Below are 21269 nucleotides of genomic sequence, written 5' to 3' on the forward strand. Positions count from 1 at the left end.
ACCTCGAGTGCACAGGCCCGAAGGGCCGTGTCCGGCCCTCCCGATAGGATGGGACCGCCCGAAGAGGGCCAGCTCATCGGCCGGTGCGAACCCGGCGAAAGCCAGGGGGATACCCATGCCAGGAATCGTGATCGTCGGCGTGCAGTGGGGCGACGAAGGAAAAGGCAAGGCCACCGATCTGCTCGGTGAGCGCACCGACTGGGTGGTGAAGTTCAACGGCGGCAACAACGCCGGGCACACCGTCGTCGTCGGCGACGAGAAGTACGCCCTGCACCTGCTGCCCTCGGGCATCCTGTCTCCCGGGGTGAACCCGGTGATCGGCAACGGCGTCGTGGTCGACCTCGAGGTGCTGTTCTTCGAGCTCTCGGCGCTCGCCGCCCGCGGCATCGACGTCTCGCGGCTCAAGGTCAGCGCCAACGCGCACATCATCACGCAGTACCACCGCACGCTCGACAAGGTCACCGAGCGCTTCCTCGGCAAGCGCATGATCGGCACCACCGGCCGCGGCATCGGCCCGGCCTACGCCGACAAGATCAACCGCGTCGGCATCCGTGTGCAGGACATCTTCGACGAGAACATCCTCCGCCAGAAGGTCGAGGGCGCTCTCGACCAGAAGAACCACCTGCTGGTGAAGATCTTCAACCGTCGCGCCATCACGGCCGACGAGATCGTGGAAGACCTGCTCTCCTACGCCGAGCGACTGCGCCCGATGGTCGCCGACACCGGCTACCTCATCTCGCAGGCGCTCGACCGCGGCGAGGTCGTCGTCTTCGAGGGTGGCCAGGCCACCATGCTCGACGTCGACCACGGCACCTACCCGTTCGTCACCTCCTCGTCCGCCACGGCGGGTGGCGCGTCCACCGGCTCGGGCGTGGGCCCGGGTGCTCTCGACCGCATCGTCGGCATCGTGAAGGCGTACACGACCCGCGTCGGATCGGGTCCGTTCCCGACCGAGCTCTTCGACGAGCAGGGCGAGTGGCTGCGGTCCGCCGGGTTCGAGTTCGGCACCACCACCGGCCGTCCGCGCCGCGTCGGCTGGTACGACGCTCCCATCACCCGCTACGCGACCCGCGTGAACGGCATCACCGACCTCGTGCTGACCAAGCTCGACATCCTCACGGGGCTCGAGAAGATCCCGGTCTGCGTCGCCTACGACGTCGACGGGGAGCGCTTCGACGAGGTGCCGGTCAACCAGACCGACTTCCACCACGCCACGCCCGTGCTCGAGTACTACCCGGGCTGGAGCGAGGACATCTCGACCGCGCGCACCTTCGACGACCTGCCGAAGAACGCCCAGGACTACGTGCTGGCGCTCGAGGCGATGAGCAACACGCGCATCTCGGTGATCGGCGTCGGCCCCGAGCGCGACCAGGTCATCGTGCGACACGACCTGCTCGACTGAGCCCGCCGCCATGACGCGGTTCTGGCTCGGCGGCTACGGCGAGGGCATGGAGGGGCAGGCCGAGGGCATCGGTCTGCTCGCGGGCGACGCCGGACGCGAGGCGAACAGCCTGTCGTATCGCGGGGCCGTCACCCGCACGCCGTCGCCGTCGTGGCTGGCGGCGCACCCGCGACTCGACGTCGTCTACGCGGCGCTCGAGGGGGATGCCGCGGTGCAGGCCTTCGCGCGCTCCGGCGATCAGGCCCTCGTGCCCCTCGGCGAGCCGGTCGGGGCCGGGGATTCGGTGTGCCACGTCGCGGTCGCCCCCGACGGACACTCGCTGATCGCCAGCTGCTACGGCGACGGGCGGGTCGTCCGCATCGGGCTGGACGCCGCCGGGAGACTCGTCCCTGCGGCGGGTGACCGGGCCGCCAAGGCCGCGGCGCTGCGGGCCGCGCTCTTCGGAGACGACGGATCGGAATCGGCGGATGCCGCTGCCGCCCCGCTTCCCGCGGGCGTCGGCGCACCGGCATCCGACCCCTACGACGCCGACCGCGCGTCGCACGCTCACTCCGCCGTGTTCCTTCCCGACGGACGCATCGCGACGACCGACCTCGGGTTCGACCTCGTACGGATCTGGCGACCGACCGGCGACGGACTCCGCCTCGATCACGAGGTGGTGCTGCCGCAGGGCACCGGTCCGCGCCACATGGTCATGCATCCGAGCGGCCACCTGCACGTGGTCACCGAGTACTCGTGCGAGGTCTTCACGCTCGCGGCTGCCGTCGACGGCACCTGGAGCGTCGTGTCCTCGCTGCTGGCGAGCCCGATCGCCGAGATCGGCACCGACTTCCCCGCCGAACTCGCCCGCACGCGCGACGGCGCCTTCCTCTACACCGCGCTGCGCGGCAGCAACACGATCGTCACGCTCCGGGTGCGCGGCGCCGGCGAGTCGCTCGAGTCGGTCGCGCTCGCAGACTCCGGCGTCGACTGGCCGCGCCACCATCTGGTGCACGAGGGCAAGCTGCTCGTCGCCGGTCAGCGCTCGAACACGATCAGCCTGCTCGACCTCGACGAGCGTTCGGGCGCCGTGCGCGGCATCCGCCATCAGGCTCAGGTCCCCACCCCGACGCACTTCCTGCCCGTGCGCTGAGACCCACCACACGGCGCGTTTCCTCCTGCATCCGGCGGATTCTCCTGCACGTCGCGCTCGACGCCGAGGCTCGGCCGGCCGCACCCGCTCACAGCACTCGGCCCCCCGCACTCGCCACAGCCCCCCCGGCGCCCGACGACCCCATGCCCCGTTTCGGCGCGTCGGGAACATCCGGCCCGTGATCCGATGTTGGTCTTGAACATGACGACCGGCGACGAGAGGCTTGAGGCATGAGCGCTGAGAACACATCGACCGACGAGTACGACCTGATCGTTCTGGGCGGGGGACCGGTCGGAGAGAACGTCGCCGATCGTGCCGTGCAGGGCGGGCTGACCGCGATCATCGTGGAGAGCGAGCTCGTCGGCGGGGAGTGCTCGTACTGGGCCTGCATGCCGTCGAAGGCACTGCTCCGCTCGGCGCAGGCGCTGCGGGCGGCGCAGCACGTCGCCGGATCGAAGGAGGCCGTGACCGGCGGCCTCGACGTGCGCGCGGTGTTCGACCGACGCGACTCGTTCACGAGCAACTGGTCGGACGACGGACAGGTGAAGTGGCTCGACTCGGCGGGCATCGACCTGGCCCGCGGCCACGGCCGGCTGACAGGCGAGCGCGAGGTCACCGTGACCGACGTGGACGGCGGCACGCGCGTGCTGCGCGCCCGGCACGCGGTGGCGATCAGCACGGGGTCGGATGCCGTGATCCCGCCGATCGACGGACTGCGCGAGGCCTCCCCGTGGACCAGCCGCGAGGCGACGAGCGCCGAGGAGCTTCCGGACTCGCTCGCGATCATCGGCGGCGGTGTCGTGGCCGTCGAGATGGCCACCGCCTACGCGGCCCTCGGCTCGACGGTCACCCTCATCGCGCGCGGGGCGCTGCTGGCGTCCATGGAACCGTTCGCCGGTGAACGTGTCGCGGCGGGGCTCCGGGAGCTGGGCGTCACGGTGCGCACCGACACGGGAACCACCGCGGTGCACCGGGGTGACGACGGCGTGACGATCACCCTGGCCGACGGATCGACGGTCGTCGCGACCGAGGTGCTCGCCGCGACAGGGCGTTCGGCCCGCAGCGGCGACATCGGTCTGGAGATCGCGGGTCTGACGCCCGGACGCTGGATCGAGACGGATGACACGCTGCGCGTTCCCGGATCCGACTGGCTGTACGCCGTGGGCGACGTGAACGGCCGGGTGCTGCTGACGCATCAGGGCAAGTACCAGGCGCGCGCGGCGGGCGACGTGATCGTCGCCCGTGCGAAGGGCGAGACGGTGGACGACGCCGACTGGGGCCGCCACGTGGCAACGGCGGATCACGCGGCGACCCCGCAGGTGACCTTCTCGATCCCCGAGGTGGCGTCGGTGGGATTGACCGAGAGCGCGGCGCGCGAGGCCGGGCGGACGATCCAGGTGGTCGACTACGACCTGGGCGGCATCGCCGGCGCGAGTCTCTACGAGGACGGCTATGAGGGCCAGGCGCGTCTGGTCATCGACACCGAGCGGGACGTCGTGCTCGGGGCGACCTTCGTCGGTCCGGAGGTCGCGGAACTCGTCCATGCCGCGACGATCGCGGTGGTGGGCGAGGTCCCGATCTCGCGGCTGTGGCACGCGGTCCCCTCCTACCCGACGGTGAGCGAGATCTGGCTCCGTCTGCTCGAGACCTACGGCCGAGCGTCGGCATGACCCTGGCGGGGCAGGATGCCGGAACGGATGCGGTCGCACGGCATCCGTTCCGGCGCCCGCTCCGAACAGAGAGCGGGCGCGCCCCGCAGTTCCGCGTGCCCGCAGGTGGGAACGGTTTGTTTCTCACATTGACGGCCCCTCGCGCAAGCCTCGCGTGAATGTCGTCGACCTCTTATACGCTCGAATCTCAATCCGAGGAGGCACCACCATGAAGGCTGTACTCGCAGGAACCGTCATCGCCGACGCCGCAGAGGGCGATCTCGTGAAGATCGAGGGGAACTGGTACTTCCCGCCCGCATCGATCACGCCCGGTGCGCTCGTCGAGAGCCCCACCGCCTACCGGTGCCCCTGGAAGGGCGACGCCCAGTACTTCTCGATCCAGGTCGACGACGCGCTCCACAAGGATCTCGCCTGGTCGTACCCCACCCCCTACCCCTCTGCGTTCGACCGCGTCGGCACGGACTTCTCCGGCTACGTCGCCTTCGACCCGAGCGTCGAGATCTCTCAGTGACGTCCGTCTGCCGGCGCCGTGGCGCCGATGCACGCCTCGTCGATCGACCGACTGGAGTCCAGCCATGATCGAATTCCGCCACGTCACCAAGCAGTTCCCCGACGGCACCGTGGCCGTCGAGGACTTCAACCTCGTCCTTCCTTCCCGCAAGACCACGGTCTTCGTCGGATCCTCCGGGTGTGGCAAGACCACACTCCTGCGCATGATCAACCGCATGGTCGAACCGACCTCGGGTGACATCGAGATCGACGGCGAGAACGTCCTGGTCGGCGATCCGGTGCAGCTGCGCCGCCGCATCGGCTATGTGATGCAGAACTCCGGGCTCATGCCGCACTTCTCGGTGATCGACAACGTCGCCACCGTGCTGCGGCTCACCGGGGTGAAGAAGCAGGAAGCCCACAAGCGGGCGCGCACCCTGCTCGACACGGTCGGCCTCGACCAGGCGCTCGCCGACCGCTACCCCAGCCAGCTCTCGGGCGGGCAGCAGCAGCGCGTCGGGGTGGCGCGAGGCCTCGCGGCCGATCCGAACATCCTCCTGATGGACGAGCCCTTCGGCGCCGTCGACCCGATCGTCCGCGCCGACCTGCAGCAGGAGACCCTGCGTCTGCAGCACGAGCTCGACAAGACGGTCGTGTTCGTCACGCACGACATCGACGAGGCGTTCCTGCTCGGCGACCAGGTCGTGATCCTCGACAAGGGCGCCCGCATCGTGCAGGTGGGCAGTCCGAGCGAGATCATCGAGAATCCCGCCGACGATTTCGTCTCGGCGTTCATCGGCGCCGATCGCGGCCGGCGGGCACTGCGCCTGAAGCACACGCCGCACGGCACCGTCGTGGTCGACTCCGAGGGGCGGACGCAGGGAGCGATCGTCGCCGAGCCCGAGACGGATGCCGCCTCGTCCGTCACCGGGCCTGTCGACGGGTCGGTGCCCGGGAGCGCTCCGTGAACTGGGTCACCGACAATCTCGGGCTGATCTTCGACCTCACGCTGGTGCATCTGCGGCAGAGCATCGTGCCGATCGTGCTCGGGTTCGTGCTCTCGCTGCCGCTCGGCTGGGTGGCGTGGCGCTACCGGCTCGTGCGCGGTCCGATCATCGTGCTCACCGGACTCCTCTACACGATCCCGTCGCTGGCTCTGCTGATCCTGCTGCCGGCCACACTCGGCTACTCCGCGATCAGTCAGACCAATCTCGTGATCGCCCTGACGATCTACGCCGTGGCGATCCTGGTGCGCGCGGTCGCCGACGGCCTCGACTCGGTCGACGACGGCGTCCGCCAGGCAGCGACCGCCACCGGCTTCGCGCCGTTCCGCCGCTTCTGGGCGGTGGAGTTCCCGCTCGCCGGGCCCGTGATCCTGGCCGGACTCCGCGTCGCCGCGGTCAGCACGATCTCGCTCGCGACCGTCGGCATCCTGATCGGCGTGACCAACCTCGGCTACCTGTTCACGAACGGGCTCGAGCGCCGCATCATCGCCGAGGTGCTGGCCGGTGTCGTCGCGGTCGTGATCATCGCGCTCGTGATCGATCTGATCCTGCTGCTGATCGGCCGCGCGCTGATGCCGTGGACGAGGGCGACCAGTCGCGTCACCGCGAGCCGCACCGTTCCCGTGAGGGCCGCCGCATGAATCTGTTCACAGACGCCATCGCCTGGATGCTGGCCCCCGAGCAGTGGACCGGGAACTACGCCCTGCCCAAGCTCCTCGGCGAGCATCTCGCCCTCACCGCGATCTCGGTCCTGATCGCCGCGATCATCGCCCTCCCGCTCGGATGGTTGATCGGTCACACCGGTCGCGGTCGCGAGATCGCGGTCGCCGTCTCGGGCGCGGCGCGGGCCATCCCGGCCTTCGGCCTCATGGTGCTGCTGGTGCTCGTGCTCGGGGTGCTGCGCGTTCCCGAGGCCGCCATCACCACGTTCGTGCTCCTCGCGATCCCGTCGCTCCTGGCCGGTGCCTACACAGGCCTCGAGGCGATCGACCGCCGCGTGATCGACGCGGCGCGGGCCATGGGCATGACCGAGTGGCAGATCTTCTGGAAGGTCGAGGTGCGCCTCGGGCTGCCGCTGCTCGTCGGGGGCATCCGGGCCGCCCTGCTGCAGGTCATCGCGACCGTCACGATCGCCGCCTACGTCAACCTCGGGGGGCTCGGCTGGCCGATCATCCAGGGCATCCCGCTGCGTCGCTTCGACCAGGTCCTCGGCGGCGCGCTCATCGTGGCCGTCCTCGCGCTGCTCGTCGACCTGCTGCTCGCGACCGCACAGAAGGCGGCCGTCCCGCACGGACTCCGCACCGGTCGTCCCGCGCGTCGGCGCACCCGTCCGCTCACCCCGGCACCGGCGCCGGCGGCATCCCCCGCCTGATCCTCCGTCCCGCACTCACAGCATCAGAAGAAGTCCCAGAGAAGAGGAAGTCCATGTTCACAGCACGAGGCAAGCGCTCCGTCCTCGCCGTCGGCCTGGTCGCCGCAGCGACACTCGCCCTTTCCGCCTGCGGCGGCAACCCGCTCGACGAGCCGACGGAGGACACCGGGTCCGGCTCGTCCGACACGATCGTCGTCGGCTCGCAGGGGTACTACTCCAACGAGATCATCGCCGAGATCTACGCCCAGGCACTCGAGGGTGCAGGCTTCACGGTCGAGAAGCAGCTCAACATCGGACAGCGCGACGCGTACATGCCCGAGGTCGAGTCCGGCGCGATCGACGTCTTCCCCGAGTACACCGGCAGCCTGCTGGAGTACCTCTCGGAGGACGAGGTCGACGTCACCTCGCCGGAAGACGTCTACACCGCCCTCACCGAGGTGCTCCCCGACAGCCTGACCGCACTCGACTACGCCGAGGCGTCCGACCAGGACACGTACACGGTGCTCAAGAGCTTCGCCGAGGAGAACGACCTCACCACGATCGAGGACCTCAAGAACGTCACCTCGCAGGTCACGATCGGCGCCCCGCCGGAGTTCGAGCAGCGTCCGTACAACCCGGCCGCCGCGAAGGAGGTCTACGGCGTCGACCTGGCGTTCTCGGCCACCGGCCCGACGACGCTCGAGTCGCTGCTCGCCGGAGAGATCCAGGTCGCCGACATCTACACGGCTGACCCGGCCTTCGAGACCGAGGACATCGTCGCTCTGGAAGACCCGAAGAACCTGATCATCTCGTCGAACGTCGTGCCGATCGTCTCGAGCGACATCGCCGACGACGTGTCCGAGGTGCTCAACGCGATCAGTGCCAAGCTGACCGCCGAGGAGCTCGTCTCGCTCAACGTGCTCAGCACGGTCGACCAGCAGTCTTCGGCCGACATCGCCAAGAAGTGGCTGGCGGACAACGACCTCGGCTGAGTCCACCGTCTGACGTCGTGTCTCCGACGTGCCCGGGCCCGATGGGTCCGGGCACGTCTGCGTCTGCCGGAGCCCCTAGACGCGGGCGTTCTGTCGCGGGACCAGCACCTGGTTGATGATGATGAGGATGGATGCCGCGACCGGCACGGCGACCAGGGCGCCGAGCAGGCCGAGCAGGGTACCGCCGGCCAGGGCCCCGATGACGACGAGCGATCCGGGGACCGCGATCGCGCGGTTCATGACCCGGGGCGTCATGACATACGCCTCGACCTGCATGTAGATCAGGTAGATCACGGCAAAGATCAGGGCGCCGAGCGGATCGGTGAGCAGGGCCAGGCCGGTCCCGATGATCCAGAACGTCACCGGACCGATGAGCGGGATCAGCGTGATGCAGAACGCGACGGTCGCCATCAGCGGCGGGAACGGGAGACCGAGGAAGAAGTAGAGCAGGAAGGCGAGCATCGCGTTGAAGAACGCGAGGATCACCATCCCCATCACGTAGCCGCCGACCGAATCGGTGATCTGCTCGGTGATGTCGCTCGCACGGGCGCGGTCGCGCGCCGGCGCCAGGCTCAGCAGCCCCTTCTTCATGGAGGGGAGCGTGGCCACGAAGTACAGCGTGAGCACGAGGACCACGATGACGCCCGAGATGCCGGAGGCGATGGAGGCGCCGACCTGCAGGGCTCCGCCGCCGATGCTGGCGATGTTGCCGGGGTCGGTGAGGAAGGACTGCACGTCGGAGACGAGACTCTGGAACTGGTCGCCGAACTGCCGGTCGAGCGTGGCGTAGAGGTCGCTGCGGGTGAAGTCCCGGATCGTGCCGGGCACCGAGCGCACGAAGCTGGCGATCTGCGCGATCACGATCGGCAGGACCATCCACAGGATGAGGCCCATCACCACGATCAGCGCCAGGATCACGACCACGACCGACATCGCGCGCGACAGGCCGCGTCGTTCGAGGAGGCGCACCGCCGGGTCGAGACCGAGCGCGGCGAACAGCGCGAGTGCGATGTAGATGAGCACGGTCGACAGGTTCGCGAGGGCGAGCCCGAGCACGATCGCCGCCAGACCGCCGAGCGTCGCGAGGAAGCCGAACACGAACGGCTTGTCGATGCGAGTCCAGAACGACCGGCTCGGCGTCATCGCCTCGACGGGGCGTGGTCGCTCGGTCGCGGGGGAGGTCGCCTCGGCGGTGGCGGCCGGTGTCGCCGCGGCGCTCGTGTCGGAGCCGGGGGCACCCGTCGCGTCGTCGCTGTTCTCGACCGGCGCGGGCATCGGCGACTCGTCATTGCTCATGGGATCACGATAGCGGGGGCATGCCCGCGACCCCGGACCATCTCTCCGCTGTGCGCGGTCGCGGCCCTAGAGTGGTGGCATGACTGCCGCTGACGACCCCCGGGCCGAACTGCTCCGCCTTCGCGCCAGCATCGACAACATCGACGCCGCGCTCATCTTCATGCTCGCCGAGCGCTTCCGTGCCACCCAGCAGGTCGGTCAGTTGAAAGCCGAGTATGACATGCCGGCATCCGACCCCGGACGCGAGGAGCAGCAGGTCGCTCGCTTGCGCGCCCTCGCGGAAGACGCGCACCTCGACCCGGAGTTCGCCGCGAAGTGGTTCAACTTCGTGGTGGCCGAGGTCATCCGCCACCACACCGAGGCGGCCGAGGGGCGCTGAGCCCGCCCGCCCGGGACCGGGTCTCAGACCGCGAGGATGCGGCCGTTCACGATCCCCTCGACCGAGCGCACGTAGGCGTCGCTGACCTCCTGGTCGGTGACCGGACGCTGACCGGGGAAGGCGGCGTGGTAGCCGGGCGAGCTCGCCAGCACATCGGGCGAGACCGCGTTGATGCGGATGCCCCGGGGCGCCTCGGCGGCAGCCGTGATCACGAACGACTCGAGGGCGCCGTTGGCCATCGCGGCGGCGGCACCCGTGGCGATCGGCTCGCGCGCGAGCACGCCGCTGGTCAGGGTGATCGACCCGCCGTCGACCACATGCGCGAGCGCCTGACGGACGATCTCGATCTGCGCGAGCGTCTTGCCGGTGAACGCTGCGGCGTAGTCGTCGCGGGTGAGCTCGGTGAGCGGCCGGAAGGGCACGGAACCGGCGGCGACGACGACCGCATCGACGGTTCCGACGCGCTCGAACAGGGCCTGGACGGAGGCGGCATCGGTCACGTCGACCGGCTGCTCGCTGCTGCGGGAGGCGCGGATGACCTCGTGACCCCGGAACTCGAGCGCCGTCGCGACGATCTTCCCGATGGTTCCGGTCGCGCCGATGACGAGTGCCTGCATGATGGTGTGTCCTCCCGGTGTGCCGCGGCATCCGTCCGGACGCCCCTCCGAGTCTGTCATCCCGGAAGGGCGCGGGGGCGACGCGGCCGACCGCGGCGCCCCCGATTCCTACTTCACGCTGCCGGCGGTCAATCCACCGACCAGGCGCTTCTCGATCAGCATGAACAGGATGACCACGGGCAGGATCGCGACGATCGAGACACCGAACACGTACTGCCAGCTCGTCTCGTACTGCCCCACGAACTTGGTCAGGGCGACCGACAGCGGCTGGTTCTTGTCGGTGGAGAGGATGACGAGAGAGGCCGCGAACTCGTTCCAGCAGGCGACGAAGGTGAACACGATCGCGGTCACGATGCCCGGCCACACCAGCGGCAGGTTGATCTTGAACAGGACCGTGAAGCGTCCGGCCCCGTCGATCTGGGCGGCCTCGTCGATCTCCTTCGGGATCCCGGCGAAGAACGAGTGCATGATCCACACCGCGAAGGACAGGTTGAACGCGGCGTTGATGAAGATCATCGCGGCCCAGGTGTCGCTGAGGCCGAGGACGGTGAACTGGCGGAACAGACCCGAGGTGAGCACGGCCGGCTGCAGCATCTGCGTCACGATCACGAGGAACAGGAACACCATGCGCCCCGGGAACTTGAACCGCGCCGTGTAGTACGCGGCCGGGAGGGACACGGCCAGCACGAGCAGCGTGGCGAACACCGCGATGATCACCGTCGAGATCAGGTTGTACGGCAGGGGCGTCTCGGGGGTCGACCACATCGAGAGGTAGTTCTCCCAGTGCCACTCGATCGGCAGGTAGGTCGGATCGACCGAGCGGATCTGCGACTTGGTCTTGACCGATCCGAAGAACATGATCAGGTAGGGCAGCACGAAGATCGCGAGCACCAGGAATCCGGCGGCCATGCGCAGGATGACGCGGGGGAGCGTCACCTGGTCCTCGGTGTAGCGGCGCGTGCGTCCGGGAACCTTCGGGGCGCGAGCGCCGGGGCCCGCGGTGGTGACGAGTTCGGTCTCGGTGACGGTCACGATCAGACCTCCTTCATGGGCTTGACGATCTTCACGTAGGCCGCGACGATCGCGATCACGATGAGGAACGCGACGACGGACAGAGCGCTGGCGACGTCGACCTTCTTCTGCAGCTCGATGTACTTGAAGATCATGGTCATGATCGTGTCCGCGCCGTAGCCGGGGATCGATCCGGTCATGACCTTCAGGATCGGCAGGGAGTTGAACACGTTGATGATGTTGATCAGGATCGCCACGGCCAGCGCGCTGCGCAGCTGCGGGAGCACGATCGACCAGTACGTGCGGGCGGGGCCGGCGCCGTCCATCTTCGCGGCCTCGATGGCATCCGCCGGGACCGACTGGAGTCCCGCGAGGATCGTGTAGGTGGTGAACGGCAGCGACACGAAGACGGCGATCACGATCGACCAGGCGAACGCGGTCGCGGGGTTCTTCGTCCACCCGTAGCCGACCGCATCGTCGGACAGGCCGATGTCGTAGAGGAACTTGTTGAACACCCCGAAGTACGGCTCGAGGCTGTAGTAGAAGACCATGGTCGTCATCACGACGGAGGCCGCCCACGGCACGATCACGGCCATCCGCACGAACTGGCGACCGGGGAACGCCTTGTTCAGGATCTGCGCGAGCCCGAGCGAGATCACGACGGTGAACGCGACGACCGACACGACCCAGATGATCGTGCGGCCGATGATCGGCCAGAACTCCGCGAAGCCGAAGACGGTCGCGAAGTTGTCGAAGCCGACCGACCCCTTGTCCAGACCAGACAGCGAGATGTCGCGCGTGGAGTTGAAGAACATCACTCCCGCCGGGAACAGCACGACACCGATGATCAGCAGCAGCGCCGGGGCGATCCACGGCAGCGCCTGGAGCAGGTCCTTGGCACGCGCTCCGGCGGGCTTGCCCCGCAGCGGGTCGGCGCCGCCCGGAGTGCGGGGACGGCCGTGGGCCGCCCCCGCGAGGTTCGAGGATTCTTTCGTCTGGCTCATGGGAATACCCGAACCTCTCCGTCTGGGGGACTCAGCCCGCGTCGACCTGGGCCTGGATCTCGGTCAGGACGTCCTGCGCCGGCTTCGACTGCAGCTGACCGAACAGCGACTTGAACGCGCCGTCGGCCGCCGACCAGCTGGCGTTGGTGGACGGGTAGAACTGCGCGTCGGGCAGCACGTCGAGGAAGGGCTTGAGGGCCTCCTCGCCGGCCAGTGCCTCGGAGCCGGACTTCGTGACGGGGAGGAAGCCCTCGGCCTGCACCCACGGCACGTAGACGTCTGCCGAGTAGTAGTAGTCGAAGAACTTCGTGATCGCGTCCTTCTTGTCGTCGTCGTTCTGGAACGCCATCAGCTGGTCCATCACGCCGAGGGTGAAGGGCGAGCCGTCCTCGGTCGGGATCGGCACGATGGAGTAGTCGAGGTCGGGGTTGCCTTCCTCGATCTGGCCGACCGTCGGCGGGAGGCCGACCTGCATGCCGATCTTGCCCTGGATGAAGATGTCCATCAGCGGCGAACGCTGGGTGGAGCCGGGGTCGGACTGGGTCGCACCGGCGTCGATCATCTTCTTGATCTGCTCGGCACCGACGAGGTTCTCCGGGGTGTCGATCGTGATCTCGGACGCGTCGCCGAACGATCCGCCGCCGCCCCACAGCCAGACGGCCGCCTCGGCCTGGGCCTCTTCTGATCCGAGGGGCATGCCGTAGCCGGCGACGCCGCCGCCGAGGGCGCTGACCTTGGTCGCAGCATCCAGCAGGGAGTCCCAATCGGTCGGAGCTTCGACACCGGCCTGGGCGAGCAGGGCGTTGTTGACGAACAGTGCGCGGGCCGAGGCGATCAGCGGAAGTGCGTAGGCGGTGCCGTCGACCTCGGCGTTCGCCAGGAACGACTCCTGGAAGTCGGCGTAGGTGTCTTCCGAGACGACCTCCTCCACCGGGTAGAGGAGCTCGTCGCCGACGAAGCCGGCGAACGGTCCGCCGTTGTAGATGTCGGGTGCCTCGCCCGCCTGGATCTTGGTGGAGACGACCTTCTCGAGGTTGTCCCAGGACTGCACCTCGAGCTCGACGTCGATGTCGGGGTTGGCGTCTTCGAAGCCGGTGATCACGGCTTCCCAGTTGGCCTTCGTGGCGTCGGAGTAGCTGGGCACGAGCAGGTCGATCGTGGTGGCCCCGTCGGCGTCGCCGCCGCTGTCTCCGGTGGAGCCGCCGAATCCGCACGAGGCGAGTGTGAGCGTGGCGGTGGCCGCGAGAGCGACGGCGCCGAATCGCAGTGACTTCTTCATGAGTGTTGCTTTCCTCACTGTGTGATGGTGCAGGCTGGAACCTTCCTGATTATTTGTCAGGCTCATATACAAATCAAGAAGTTCCTGTGAACTGGTTCAGTGATGGTCATACTATGATCGAAACAGACATTAAATAATCACAAACGTGCAAAGATTCTCGAGAAAGGTGTCACGATGACCGAACCGCTGCCCGGAGCGCACATGCGCCAAGAGCTCTTCTCTCAGCCGGACACCTGGGCCGAGGTCGCGGGAATGCGCGACGCCCAGGCGCTGCTCCCCGCCGCGGGCGCCCGCATCGCGGTCGTCGGATGCGGCACGTCGTGGTTCATGGCACAGTCCTACGCCGCCCTGCGCGAGAGCACCGGGCAGGGAGAGACCGATGCCTTCGCGGCATCCGAGTCGTTCATCGACCGCGGCTACGACGCCGTGGTCGCTCTCACGCGATCGGGCACCACGACCGAGGTGCTCGAACTGGTCGAGCGCATCAAGGGCAGGGTGCGCACGATCGGTGTGATCGGCGACCCCGAGTCGCCGCTCGTCTCCCTCGTCGACGAGGCCGTGCTGCTGCCGTTCGCGGATGAGCAGTCCGTGGTGCAGACGCGCTTCGCGACCACGGCCCTCGCCCTGTTCCGCGCCGCGCTGGGCGAAGACCTCGCCCCGGCCATCGCCGACGCCGCCGCCGCGCTCGCCGCGCCGATCGACGACGAGCTGCGCGACGCCGAGCAGTACACGTTCCTCGGTCGCGGATGGACGATCGGCCTCGCGCACGAGGCCGCGCTGAAGATGCGGGAGTCCTCGCAGTCCTGGACCGAGTCCTACCCCTCGATGGAGTACCGCCACGGTCCGCTCGCGATCGCCGCTCCCGGCCGGGTCACCTGGCAGTTCGGGCAGGCCCCCGACGGTCTCGCGGCGCAGGTCGAGGCGACGGGGGCGCGCTTCGTGCAGCACCCGATCGACCCCCTGGCCGACCTCGCACGCCTGCACCGCGTCGCGCTCGACCGCGCGGTCGCACGCGGGCTCGACCCGGACCAGCCGCGCAACCTCACCCGATCCGTCATCCTGGATGCATGACCGAGAGCACGATCGGATCCGCTGATGACCAGGCCTGACGACACGGCGACGGCGGGACCCTCGGGCCACTCGCTCGGCGCCGGGGCCCCCGTGCTCGCGTTCGACGTGGGCGGCACCGACATCAAGTCGGCGCTGTTCGACGCGGACGGGCGGGTGCTCGGGCTCCGACGCACGCCCACGCCCCCGAGCGAGGGCGATCGCACCGACGTGGTGATCGCGCGCCTCGGTGTGCTCGCGGCCGAGCTGCGCGCCGAGCATCCCGACGTGCACCCGCACGCGGCGGGGCTCGTGGTGCCGGGGATCGTGGATGCCGACGCCGGACTCGGCGTGTTCGCGAGCAACTTCGGATGGCACGACTCTCCGCTGCGCGACCTGGCCGGCGCCCGGCTCGACCTGCCGGTCGCGTTCGATCACGACGTGCGCGCGGCGAGCTGGGCCGAGCATCGCCTGGGCGGCGCCCGGGCCTACGAGAACTCGGTCATGCTCGTGATCGGCACCGGGATCGCGGGCGCCCTGCTCGTGGGCGGAGAGGCCTACACCTCTGGTGGGTACGCGGGTGAGATCGGGCATTCGCCCGTGGCCGACGGGCCCGTCTGCGCGTGCGGCGCGCGGGGGTGTCTCGAGACCGTGGCCTCGGCCGGCGCGATCGCCCGCCGCTATCGTGATGCCACCGGCGTCGTGCCGGACGGCGCGCGAGACGTGATCGCCCGCGCCGCCGCCGGGGATGCCGTGGCCGCCGAGATCTGGGAGTCCGCGCTCGACGCGCTCACCCTCTCCCTCGCCCAGATCACGGCCGTCTTCGCTCCGGAGGCCGTCGTGATCGGCGGGGGTCTGTCGCGGGCCGGAGGTGCCCTGTTCGACGCACTGCGCGTGCGGCTGGCCGCGCGATTGAGCTTCCACCGCCTGCCCGTGATCGTCCCGGCGGAGCTTTCGGGCAACGCCGGCCTGCTCGGCGCCGCGCTGCGCGCCAGGGAGCTGACATGATCCTCACGGTCACCCCGAATCCTGCCCTCGACCTCACCTGGCACGTCGACGCGCTCACGGTCGGCGACACGCATCGGGCGGATGCCGGCGCCTCCCGTGCCGGCGGCAAGGGGCTGAACGTGGCGCGCGTGGTGCACGCGCAGGGCGCCGCCGTGCGCGCCCTCACCACCGTGGGTGGGCGAACGGGCGAGGAGTTCGCTGAGGAGCTGCGCACGAGCGGCGTGCCCCACACCCTGGTGCCGGTCGCGGGGGCCACGCGTCGCAGCATCGCGATCGTCGACGCCGCGCTCGGCGACACCACGGTCGTCAACGAACGCGGGGTCAACCCGAGCGACGCCGAATGGGCCGCCGTGGTCGCGGCGGTCGTCGACACCGTGGCCGGCGCTGGGGTGCTGGTGCTCTCCGGAAGCCTGCCGCCCGGCGCACCCGAGTCCCTGCTCCCCGTGCTGATCACCGTGGGTCGTGATGCGGGCGCGACCGTCATCGTCGACACCTCGGGTCCCGCGTTGCTGCGGGCCGCGGATGCCGGGGCGACGGTGCTGAAGCCGAACCGCGCAGAGCTCGTCGAGGCCACCGGTCTCTCCGACCCGATCGCGGGGGCGCGGGAGCTCCTCTCCCGCGGCGCCGCCCTCGTGCTGCTCTCGCTCGGAGCCGACGGGATGCTGGCGGTCACGGCATCCGATCTGCTGCACGCCCGCCTCGACGTGCCGCTCGCGGGCAACCCCACGGGTGCCGGGGATGCCGCCGTCGCCGCGATCGCCCACCTGTTCGACACGGGCGAGCACGATCCCGAGGCCCTCCTGCGCCGCGCCACCGCGTGGTCGGCCGCCGCGGTGCTGATGCCGCTCGCGGGCGACATCGCGCCGACCTGGCCGGAGCTCGCGCAGCAGCTGATCGTCTCGCGCCCCGACCCCGCCTCCTTCGCTTCCTCCCCTGCCCCCTCCCTCCGGAAGGACCCTGCGTGACCCTCGTCTCCGCGCGCGACCTCGTCTCGACCGCCGCTGCGGCCGGCACCGGCATCGGCGCCTTCAATGTGCTCCATCTCGAGACCGCCGAGGCGCTCGTGTATGCGTCGGCCCTCGCCGAGCTGCCGGTCATCCTGCAGATCTCGCAGAACTGCGCCGACTATCACGGCGGCCTCGAGCCGATCGCGCTCGCGACCCTGGCGCTGGCCCGCCGCGCGCAGACTCCCGTGGCGGTGCACCTCGATCATGCCGAGCGCCCCGGACTGGTCGACGAGGCGATCGCGCTGGGCTTCGGCTCCGTGATGTTCGACGGCGGCGCTCTGCCGTACGACGAGAACGTGGCACTCACCGCCGAGGTCGCCGCGCGAGCCCGGGCCGCGGGCGTGTACATCGAGGGCGAGCTGGGCGAAGTGGGCGGGAAGGACGGCGCCCACGCGCCCGGTGTGCGCACCGATCCGGACGAGGCCCGCGCCTTCGTCGCCGCGACGGGTGTGGATGCGCTCGCCGTGGCGGTCGGCTCCTCGCACGCCATGACCGACCGCACGGCCGCGCTCGACCTCGAGCTGATCGCCCGACTGCGCACCGCCCTCCGGCACAGTGCCGCCGACGGGGGACCCGTCCCGCTCGTGCTGCACGGATCCTCCGGTGTCGCGGACGCGATGATCGCCGATGCCGTGCGCGCGGGCATGACCAAGATCAACGTCTCGACGCACCTCAACGGGTTCTTCACCCGGGCGATCCGCGCGACGCTCGACGCCGATCCGGCGCTCGTCGACTCCCGCAAGTACCTCACCCCCGCGCGCGAGGCGCTCGCCGCCGAGGCCGCCCGACTGCTGCGCCTGTTCGCGGTCGATCGGGGTGCGCTCGTCGGGGGCGATACGGTGGCGGGATGAAACGCGCGGCGCGGCTGAACGCCATCCTCGACCTCCTCGCCGAGAGCGGTGAGGTCACGGTCGACGAACTGGTGGCGCAGGTCGACGCCTCGCCCGCGACGATCCGCCGCGACCTCGACTCGCTCGCGGAGCAGCGCCTGCTCACCCGCACGCATGGGGGAGCGGTCGCCGAGACCGTCGCGTACGAGCTGCCGATCCGGTACAAGAGCCACCTCCGCACGCAGCAGAAGGCCGCGATCGCCCAGGCGGCTGCCGCACTCGTGGCCCCGGGCATGGTGGTCGGACTCTCCGGCGGCACCACCACGACGGCGATCGCCGCCGCGCTCGCCGCGCGGGAGGACCTCGCGGCCGGGGCGGGCATCACGGTCGTCACGAACGCCGTCAACATCGCCGCCCAGCTCGCCACGCGCCCCGACATCAAGGTCGTGGTCACCGGGGGCGTCATCCACTCCCGCAGCTACGAGCTCGTCGGCCCGTTCGTCGAGCAGCTGCTGCGCGGCGTGCGGCTCGACATCGCCTTCATCGGGGTGAACGGCATGGATGCGCTCTCCGGCGCCAGCACGCACGATGAACGCGAGGCGGCCGTGAACCGGATGATGGCCGAGCGCGCGCGACGCGCCGTGGTCGTCACCGACGGCAGCAAGCTCGGTATCGCGGCTTTCGCGGCCGTGGGCGGCGTCGAGCTGTTCCCGACCGTGCTGACGGATGCCGGGGCGGATGCCGAGGCCGTCGCCGCGCTGCGCGCCGCCGGCCACGAGGTGCTGCTCGCGAGCTGAGCGGCGAGTCGGTCGGCGGTGCCGGCGCTCAGAGGAACAGCGGCAGCAGGGAGCCGATGAGGCCGAGCAGGCCGACGCCGGAGAACACGATGCCCAGGGTGCGGAGGACGCGCCGCAGGTGAGGCGGCTCTCCCAGCCGCGCGCGAGACGGGTCGTGGGCGCTGACGAATCCCGTGCCCCATCCGTCGTCCGCGAGCCCGACCTCGTCGCGTCGGAGCGGCCGTTCGTGGAAGTCGCCGCCGGCGAACCAGCGTGCGGTCGGGGTGCCGTCGCGATCGATGACGGCGATGTCGATCTCGCGCCATTCGCCCTCCGCGAGGCGGACCACCAGGGCCACCAGCAGCAGCGGGAGGCCGATCCCCAAGCCGATCCAGGACAGCACCTCTCCGATCAGGGCGAGGGTGTCCAGCGACGGCATGACTCCATCGTAGAGATCGGCAGGGGTCGGCCGCGCTCAGGCGAGAGACAGGAAGAGCTTCTCCAGCTCCTCGGGGTCGGTGCGTCCCTCGCCGTCGGGGTCGGTGAGGCACTCGCGCAGCGCGGTGGAGATCACCAGGAAGCCCGCCCGGTCGAGGGCCTTCGACACCGCGGCGAGCTGCTGCACGATGTCGCGACAGTGCGCGTCGGTCTCGACGGCCGTGATGACGGCGGCGAGCTGTCCCTGCGCGCGCTTCAGCCGGTTGGCGACCTTTCGCTTGGCTTCCGCATCGTGGGCGAACACCTCGACGTCGTCTGACGCTGCACTCATCGGTCCTCCTGGTCTGGAACTTGACATCCACTATACCCCCGGGGGTATAGTTTGTCTCGTCCGGTAAATACTCCCCGGGGTATCCGTCAGATTGGGGTCGACATGTGTCAAGCAGTGAAGTGCAGGACGTGCGGCAAGACGACGTGGACCGGCTGCGGCCAGCACGTGGCCTCCGTGCGCAAGAGCGTGCCGACGTCGGACTGGTGCAACGGCTCCCACACACCGAGCGAGATCCAGGCCGCGCAGTCGCAGAAAGGCGGTCTGCTCACCCGCCTGTTCGGTCGCTGACCCGGCCGACCACCCCGACCCGAGCCGATCCGACCTGACCTGAAGGGAACTCCCCATGCTCCTCGAACGCCTCTACGACGACGACCTCGCGCAGGCGAGCTACCTCATCGGCTGTCAGCGCACCGGCGAGGCGATCGTCGTCGATCCGCGCCGCGACGTGCAGGTCTACCTCGACCTCGCGGCGAAGAATGGCCTGACGATCACCGCGGTCACCGAGACCCACATCCACGCGGACTACCTCTCCGGCACGGCCGAGCTCGCCGCCCGCACCGGCGCCACCCCGTACGTCTCCGACGAGGGCGGCCCGGACTGGTCCTACGGAGCGGGATTCGCGAGCGCGACGCGGATGCCGCACGGGCACCGCATCGCGCTCGGCAACATCACGCTCGAGGCCGTGCACACCCCGGGCCACACCCCCGAGCACCTCTCCTTCCTCGTCACCGACGGCGCGGCGGCGACCGAGCCCGGCTTCTTCCTGACCGGCGACTTCGTCTTCGTCGGCGACGTCGGGCGCCCCGACCTCCTCGACGAGGCAGCCGGCGGCGTCGACACCCGCTTCGCCGGTGCGCGTGATCTGTTCGCGAGCCTGCGTGACCGATTCCTCACCCTGCCCGATTACGTCCAGGTGCTTCCCGCGCACGGGTCGGGTTCGGCGTGCGGGAAGGCGCTCGGTGCGGTCCCATCCACCACTGTCGGCTACGAGCGCCGCTTCGCGTGGTGGGCGCCGTTCCTCGCGCAGGGCGACGAGCAGGGCTTCGTCGACGCGCTCCTGAACGACCAGCCCGATGCGCACGCCTACTTCGCCCGCATGAAGACGCAGAACAGGGTCGGCCCGGCGCTGCGGGAAGAGCCCGCGGCGTTGACCGAGTACAGCGCGTCGGAGTTGCAGGCGGCGCTCGACGACCGCCGGGTCATCCTGGTCGACACCCGGCACCATCAGGAGGTGCACGAGGGCACGGTCCCCGGGGCCCTCAACATCCCCGAGGAGGCGAAGGCCGCGACCTACGGTGCGTGGGTCTACGACCCGGAGACGGAGTCCCGTCCCCTCGTCGTCCTGGCCGAGTCCGCCGAGGCCGCCGAGCGATTCCGCGACCACCTGCTGCGCGTGGGCATCGATGACGTGAGCGGATTCATCCCGAGTCTCGCGGGGCTCCGACAGGAGAAGCCGAAGACGATCGCCCCGGCCGACCTCGACCGGGTCGACGCCGCGCTTCTGCTCGATGTGCGCAACCGCACGGAGTACGCCGCCGGTCACATTCCCGGGGCCATGCAGCTCTCCGCGGGGCGCGTGATGTGGCACCTCGATGAACTGCCCACCGCGGGCACGATCCTCACGTACTGCCAGAGCGGCGTCCGCAACAGCGTCGCCGCCAGCGCGTTGCGTGCCGCCGGGTACGACGTCGTCGAGATCGAGGGCAGCTACGCCGCGTGGGCCGCCCTCGCGGATGCCGTGCCCGTCGCCGCCTGAATCCTTCCCGTTCTCCTCCAGAAAGGACGATCATGCGCCGCCTGACCGTCGCCACCCTGTCCGCTTTCGCCCTCGTCGCCGCGCTGACGTCCTGCGCCGGCGGTCCGTCGGCCCAGCCCGCCCTGAATCCGGATGCGATCGTCATCGACGTCCGCACCCCCGCAGAGCACGAGACCGGTCACCTGCAGGGCGCGCTGCTCCTCGACGTCACCGCGGGCGAGCTGGAAGCGGCCATCCCCGACCTCGATCCTGAGGCGGAGTACCTGATCTACTGCCGCTCGGGGAATCGGGCCGGCACAGCGATCAGCCTGCTCGAGCGAGCCGGCTTCACCGATCTGACCAACCTCGGCTCACTCGACGCCGCCGCCTCGGCCACCGGACTCCCGATCTCGACGACCGACTGAGCCTCGCTCCACCCAGGCATCCGCTCAGCGCGGAGGGCGGATGGAG

24 protein-coding genes are annotated in these 21269 nt (G+C 69.8%); 17 read left to right on the plus strand and 7 right to left on the minus strand.

Annotation, left to right across the window (positions count from 1 at the left end; translation table 11 throughout):
- Nucleotides 1-115: 115 nt before the first annotated feature.
- The 8 genes from ACWA14_RS00525 (at nucleotide 116) to ACWA14_RS00560 (ending at nucleotide 8040) form a co-directional block, all read left to right on the plus strand.
- Nucleotides 116-1402 (plus strand): adenylosuccinate synthase, encoded by a 1287-nt coding sequence (locus ACWA14_RS00525; protein WP_463795489.1) that lies wholly within the window; start codon nucleotides 116-118, stop codon nucleotides 1400-1402.
- A gap of 10 nt (nucleotides 1403-1412) precedes the next feature.
- On the plus strand, nucleotides 1413-2534 hold the full coding sequence (locus ACWA14_RS00530) for a lactonase family protein (protein WP_463795490.1): 1122 nt from the start codon (nucleotides 1413-1415) through the stop codon (nucleotides 2532-2534).
- Nucleotides 2535-2764: 230 nt separating this feature from the next.
- On the plus strand, nucleotides 2765-4204 hold the full coding sequence (locus ACWA14_RS00535; protein WP_463795491.1) for a dihydrolipoyl dehydrogenase family protein: 1440 nt from the start codon (nucleotides 2765-2767) through the stop codon (nucleotides 4202-4204).
- 208 nt (nucleotides 4205-4412) lie between these two features.
- Nucleotides 4413-4715 carry a DUF427 domain-containing protein gene (locus ACWA14_RS00540; RefSeq protein WP_463795492.1) on the plus strand — a complete coding sequence of 101 codons (303 nt, stop codon included), beginning with the start codon at nucleotides 4413-4415 and terminating at the stop codon, nucleotides 4713-4715.
- A gap of 64 nt (nucleotides 4716-4779) precedes the next feature.
- Nucleotides 4780-5661 (plus strand): ABC transporter ATP-binding protein, encoded by an 882-nt coding sequence (locus ACWA14_RS00545; RefSeq protein WP_463795493.1) that lies wholly within the window; start codon nucleotides 4780-4782, stop codon nucleotides 5659-5661.
- Complete coding sequence (locus tag ACWA14_RS00550) at nucleotides 5658-6338, plus strand: ABC transporter permease (protein ID WP_463795494.1); 681 nt, start codon at nucleotides 5658-5660, stop codon at nucleotides 6336-6338. The genes ACWA14_RS00545 and ACWA14_RS00550 overlap by 4 nt, the downstream gene beginning before the upstream one ends.
- The gene (locus tag ACWA14_RS00555) at nucleotides 6335-7069 is read left to right on the plus strand and encodes an ABC transporter permease (RefSeq protein WP_463795495.1); all 735 of its coding nucleotides are present in this window, start codon (nucleotides 6335-6337) and stop codon (nucleotides 7067-7069) included. The genes ACWA14_RS00550 and ACWA14_RS00555 overlap by 4 nt, the downstream gene beginning before the upstream one ends.
- 53 nt (nucleotides 7070-7122) lie before the next feature.
- On the plus strand, nucleotides 7123-8040 hold the full coding sequence (locus ACWA14_RS00560) for an ABC transporter substrate-binding protein (protein WP_463795496.1): 918 nt from the start codon (nucleotides 7123-7125) through the stop codon (nucleotides 8038-8040).
- Between the two features lie 75 nt (nucleotides 8041-8115).
- On the opposite strand, the gene ACWA14_RS00565 is transcribed toward ACWA14_RS00560, so the two are convergent.
- Nucleotides 8116-9336, minus strand: a complete 1221-nt coding sequence (locus ACWA14_RS00565; protein ID WP_463795497.1) for an AI-2E family transporter — start codon at nucleotides 9334-9336, stop codon at nucleotides 8116-8118.
- A 79-nt stretch (nucleotides 9337-9415) separates the two neighbouring features.
- Between ACWA14_RS00565 and ACWA14_RS00570 the strand changes: the two genes are divergently transcribed.
- A complete protein-coding gene (locus ACWA14_RS00570; protein WP_463795498.1) occupies nucleotides 9416-9715 on the plus strand; it encodes a chorismate mutase in 300 nt (99 codons plus the stop codon).
- A 23-nt stretch (nucleotides 9716-9738) separates the two neighbouring features.
- Here ACWA14_RS00570 and ACWA14_RS00575 read toward each other — a convergent pair whose 3' ends face one another.
- The 4 genes from ACWA14_RS00575 to ACWA14_RS00590 all read right to left on the minus strand — a co-directional run bounded on the left by ACWA14_RS00575 (nucleotide 9739) and on the right by ACWA14_RS00590 (nucleotide 13626).
- On the minus strand, nucleotides 9739-10332 hold the full coding sequence (locus tag ACWA14_RS00575) for a short chain dehydrogenase (protein WP_463795499.1): 594 nt from the start codon (nucleotides 10330-10332) through the stop codon (nucleotides 9739-9741).
- Nucleotides 10333-10440: 108 nt separating this feature from the next.
- Nucleotides 10441-11364 carry a carbohydrate ABC transporter permease gene (locus ACWA14_RS00580; protein WP_463795500.1) on the minus strand — a complete coding sequence of 308 codons (924 nt, stop codon included), beginning with the start codon at nucleotides 11362-11364 and terminating at the stop codon, nucleotides 10441-10443.
- Nucleotides 11365-11366: 2 nt separating this feature from the next.
- Nucleotides 11367-12347, minus strand: coding sequence for a carbohydrate ABC transporter permease (locus ACWA14_RS00585; protein WP_463795501.1), 981 nt, complete (start codon nucleotides 12345-12347; stop codon nucleotides 11367-11369).
- A 31-nt stretch (nucleotides 12348-12378) separates the two neighbouring features.
- Nucleotides 12379-13626, minus strand: coding sequence for an extracellular solute-binding protein (locus tag ACWA14_RS00590; protein ID WP_463795502.1), 1248 nt, complete (start codon nucleotides 13624-13626; stop codon nucleotides 12379-12381).
- Nucleotides 13627-13800: 174 nt separating this feature from the next.
- Here ACWA14_RS00590 and ACWA14_RS00595 point away from each other — a divergent pair, with 174 nt between their 5' ends.
- The 5 genes from ACWA14_RS00595 to ACWA14_RS00615 are packed head-to-tail and all read left to right on the plus strand — an operon-like array spanning nucleotide 13801 to nucleotide 18315.
- Nucleotides 13801-14697, plus strand: coding sequence for an SIS domain-containing protein (locus ACWA14_RS00595; RefSeq protein WP_463795503.1), 897 nt, complete (start codon nucleotides 13801-13803; stop codon nucleotides 14695-14697).
- 24 nt (nucleotides 14698-14721) lie between these two features.
- Nucleotides 14722-15681: an ROK family protein gene (locus ACWA14_RS00600; protein ID WP_463795504.1), complete on the plus strand. Its 960-nt coding sequence runs from the start codon at nucleotides 14722-14724 to the stop codon at nucleotides 15679-15681.
- Nucleotides 15678-16646 carry a 1-phosphofructokinase family hexose kinase gene (locus tag ACWA14_RS00605; RefSeq protein ID WP_463795505.1) on the plus strand — a complete coding sequence of 323 codons (969 nt, stop codon included), beginning with the start codon at nucleotides 15678-15680 and terminating at the stop codon, nucleotides 16644-16646. The genes ACWA14_RS00600 and ACWA14_RS00605 overlap by 4 nt, the downstream gene beginning before the upstream one ends.
- The gene (locus ACWA14_RS00610) at nucleotides 16643-17539 is read left to right on the plus strand and encodes a class II fructose-bisphosphate aldolase (protein ID WP_463795506.1); all 897 of its coding nucleotides are present in this window, start codon (nucleotides 16643-16645) and stop codon (nucleotides 17537-17539) included. Before ACWA14_RS00605 ends, ACWA14_RS00610 begins: the two co-directional genes overlap by 4 nt.
- Nucleotides 17536-18315: a DeoR/GlpR family DNA-binding transcription regulator gene (locus ACWA14_RS00615; protein WP_463795507.1), complete on the plus strand. Its 780-nt coding sequence runs from the start codon at nucleotides 17536-17538 to the stop codon at nucleotides 18313-18315. Before ACWA14_RS00610 ends, ACWA14_RS00615 begins: the two co-directional genes overlap by 4 nt.
- A gap of 28 nt (nucleotides 18316-18343) precedes the next feature.
- Here the strand turns inward: ACWA14_RS00615 and ACWA14_RS00620 are convergent, their stop codons facing one another.
- On the minus strand, nucleotides 18344-18733 hold the full coding sequence (locus ACWA14_RS00620) for a hypothetical protein (protein WP_463795508.1): 390 nt from the start codon (nucleotides 18731-18733) through the stop codon (nucleotides 18344-18346).
- 36 nt (nucleotides 18734-18769) lie between these two features.
- Nucleotides 18770-19063 (minus strand): metal-sensitive transcriptional regulator, encoded by a 294-nt coding sequence (locus ACWA14_RS00625; RefSeq protein WP_463795509.1) that lies wholly within the window; start codon nucleotides 19061-19063, stop codon nucleotides 18770-18772.
- A 102-nt stretch (nucleotides 19064-19165) separates the two neighbouring features.
- Between ACWA14_RS00625 and ACWA14_RS00630 the strand changes: the two genes are divergently transcribed.
- The 3 genes from ACWA14_RS00630 to ACWA14_RS00640 are packed head-to-tail and all read left to right on the plus strand — an operon-like array spanning nucleotide 19166 to nucleotide 21223.
- Complete coding sequence (locus ACWA14_RS00630; protein WP_463795510.1) at nucleotides 19166-19351, plus strand: hypothetical protein; 186 nt, start codon at nucleotides 19166-19168, stop codon at nucleotides 19349-19351.
- A gap of 55 nt (nucleotides 19352-19406) precedes the next feature.
- Nucleotides 19407-20819, plus strand: coding sequence for an MBL fold metallo-hydrolase (locus ACWA14_RS00635; RefSeq protein WP_463795511.1), 1413 nt, complete (start codon nucleotides 19407-19409; stop codon nucleotides 20817-20819).
- A gap of 32 nt (nucleotides 20820-20851) precedes the next feature.
- Nucleotides 20852-21223 carry a rhodanese-like domain-containing protein gene (locus ACWA14_RS00640; protein WP_463795512.1) on the plus strand — a complete coding sequence of 124 codons (372 nt, stop codon included), beginning with the start codon at nucleotides 20852-20854 and terminating at the stop codon, nucleotides 21221-21223.
- Nucleotides 21224-21269 lie beyond the last annotated feature (46 nt).

It is taken from the genome of Microbacterium sp. TW_SC_2 (genome assembly GCF_055361165.1).

What these genes read in the sequence shown, in the direction of transcription:
- ACWA14_RS00530 (WP_463795490.1), top strand. Translation starts at nt 1,413, where the DNA reads ATGACGCGGTTCTGGCTCGGCGGCTACGGCGAGGGCATGGAGGGGCAG.
- ACWA14_RS00635 (WP_463795511.1), top strand. Translation starts at nt 19,407, where the DNA reads ATGCTCCTCGAACGCCTCTACGACGACGACCTCGCGCAGGCGAGCTAC.
- ACWA14_RS00605 (WP_463795505.1), top strand. Translation starts at nt 15,678, where the DNA reads ATGATCCTCACGGTCACCCCGAATCCTGCCCTCGACCTCACCTGGCAC.
- ACWA14_RS00525 (WP_463795489.1), top strand. Translation starts at nt 116, where the DNA reads ATGCCAGGAATCGTGATCGTCGGCGTGCAGTGGGGCGACGAAGGAAAA.
- ACWA14_RS00590 (WP_463795502.1), bottom strand. Translation starts at nt 13,626, where the DNA reads ATGAAGAAGTCACTGCGATTCGGCGCCGTCGCTCTCGCGGCCACCGCC.
- ACWA14_RS00640 (WP_463795512.1), top strand. Translation starts at nt 20,852, where the DNA reads ATGCGCCGCCTGACCGTCGCCACCCTGTCCGCTTTCGCCCTCGTCGCC.
- ACWA14_RS00565 (WP_463795497.1), bottom strand. Translation starts at nt 9,336, where the DNA reads ATGAGCAATGACGAGTCGCCGATGCCCGCGCCGGTCGAGAACAGCGAC.
- ACWA14_RS00625 (WP_463795509.1), bottom strand. Translation starts at nt 19,063, where the DNA reads ATGAGTGCAGCGTCAGACGACGTCGAGGTGTTCGCCCACGATGCGGAA.
- ACWA14_RS00540 (WP_463795492.1), top strand. Translation starts at nt 4,413, where the DNA reads ATGAAGGCTGTACTCGCAGGAACCGTCATCGCCGACGCCGCAGAGGGC.
- ACWA14_RS00560 (WP_463795496.1), top strand. Translation starts at nt 7,123, where the DNA reads ATGTTCACAGCACGAGGCAAGCGCTCCGTCCTCGCCGTCGGCCTGGTC.
- ACWA14_RS00630 (WP_463795510.1), top strand. Translation starts at nt 19,166, where the DNA reads ATGTGTCAAGCAGTGAAGTGCAGGACGTGCGGCAAGACGACGTGGACC.
- ACWA14_RS00575 (WP_463795499.1), bottom strand. Translation starts at nt 10,332, where the DNA reads ATGCAGGCACTCGTCATCGGCGCGACCGGAACCATCGGGAAGATCGTC.
- ACWA14_RS00585 (WP_463795501.1), bottom strand. Translation starts at nt 12,347, where the DNA reads ATGAGCCAGACGAAAGAATCCTCGAACCTCGCGGGGGCGGCCCACGGC.
- ACWA14_RS00535 (WP_463795491.1), top strand. Translation starts at nt 2,765, where the DNA reads ATGAGCGCTGAGAACACATCGACCGACGAGTACGACCTGATCGTTCTG.
- ACWA14_RS00555 (WP_463795495.1), top strand. Translation starts at nt 6,335, where the DNA reads ATGAATCTGTTCACAGACGCCATCGCCTGGATGCTGGCCCCCGAGCAG.
- ACWA14_RS00615 (WP_463795507.1), top strand. Translation starts at nt 17,536, where the DNA reads ATGAAACGCGCGGCGCGGCTGAACGCCATCCTCGACCTCCTCGCCGAG.
- ACWA14_RS00545 (WP_463795493.1), top strand. Translation starts at nt 4,780, where the DNA reads ATGATCGAATTCCGCCACGTCACCAAGCAGTTCCCCGACGGCACCGTG.
- ACWA14_RS00600 (WP_463795504.1), top strand. Translation starts at nt 14,722, where the DNA reads ATGACCAGGCCTGACGACACGGCGACGGCGGGACCCTCGGGCCACTCG.
- ACWA14_RS00570 (WP_463795498.1), top strand. Translation starts at nt 9,416, where the DNA reads ATGACTGCCGCTGACGACCCCCGGGCCGAACTGCTCCGCCTTCGCGCC.
- ACWA14_RS00620 (WP_463795508.1), bottom strand. Translation starts at nt 18,733, where the DNA reads ATGCCGTCGCTGGACACCCTCGCCCTGATCGGAGAGGTGCTGTCCTGG.
- ACWA14_RS00595 (WP_463795503.1), top strand. Translation starts at nt 13,801, where the DNA reads ATGACCGAACCGCTGCCCGGAGCGCACATGCGCCAAGAGCTCTTCTCT.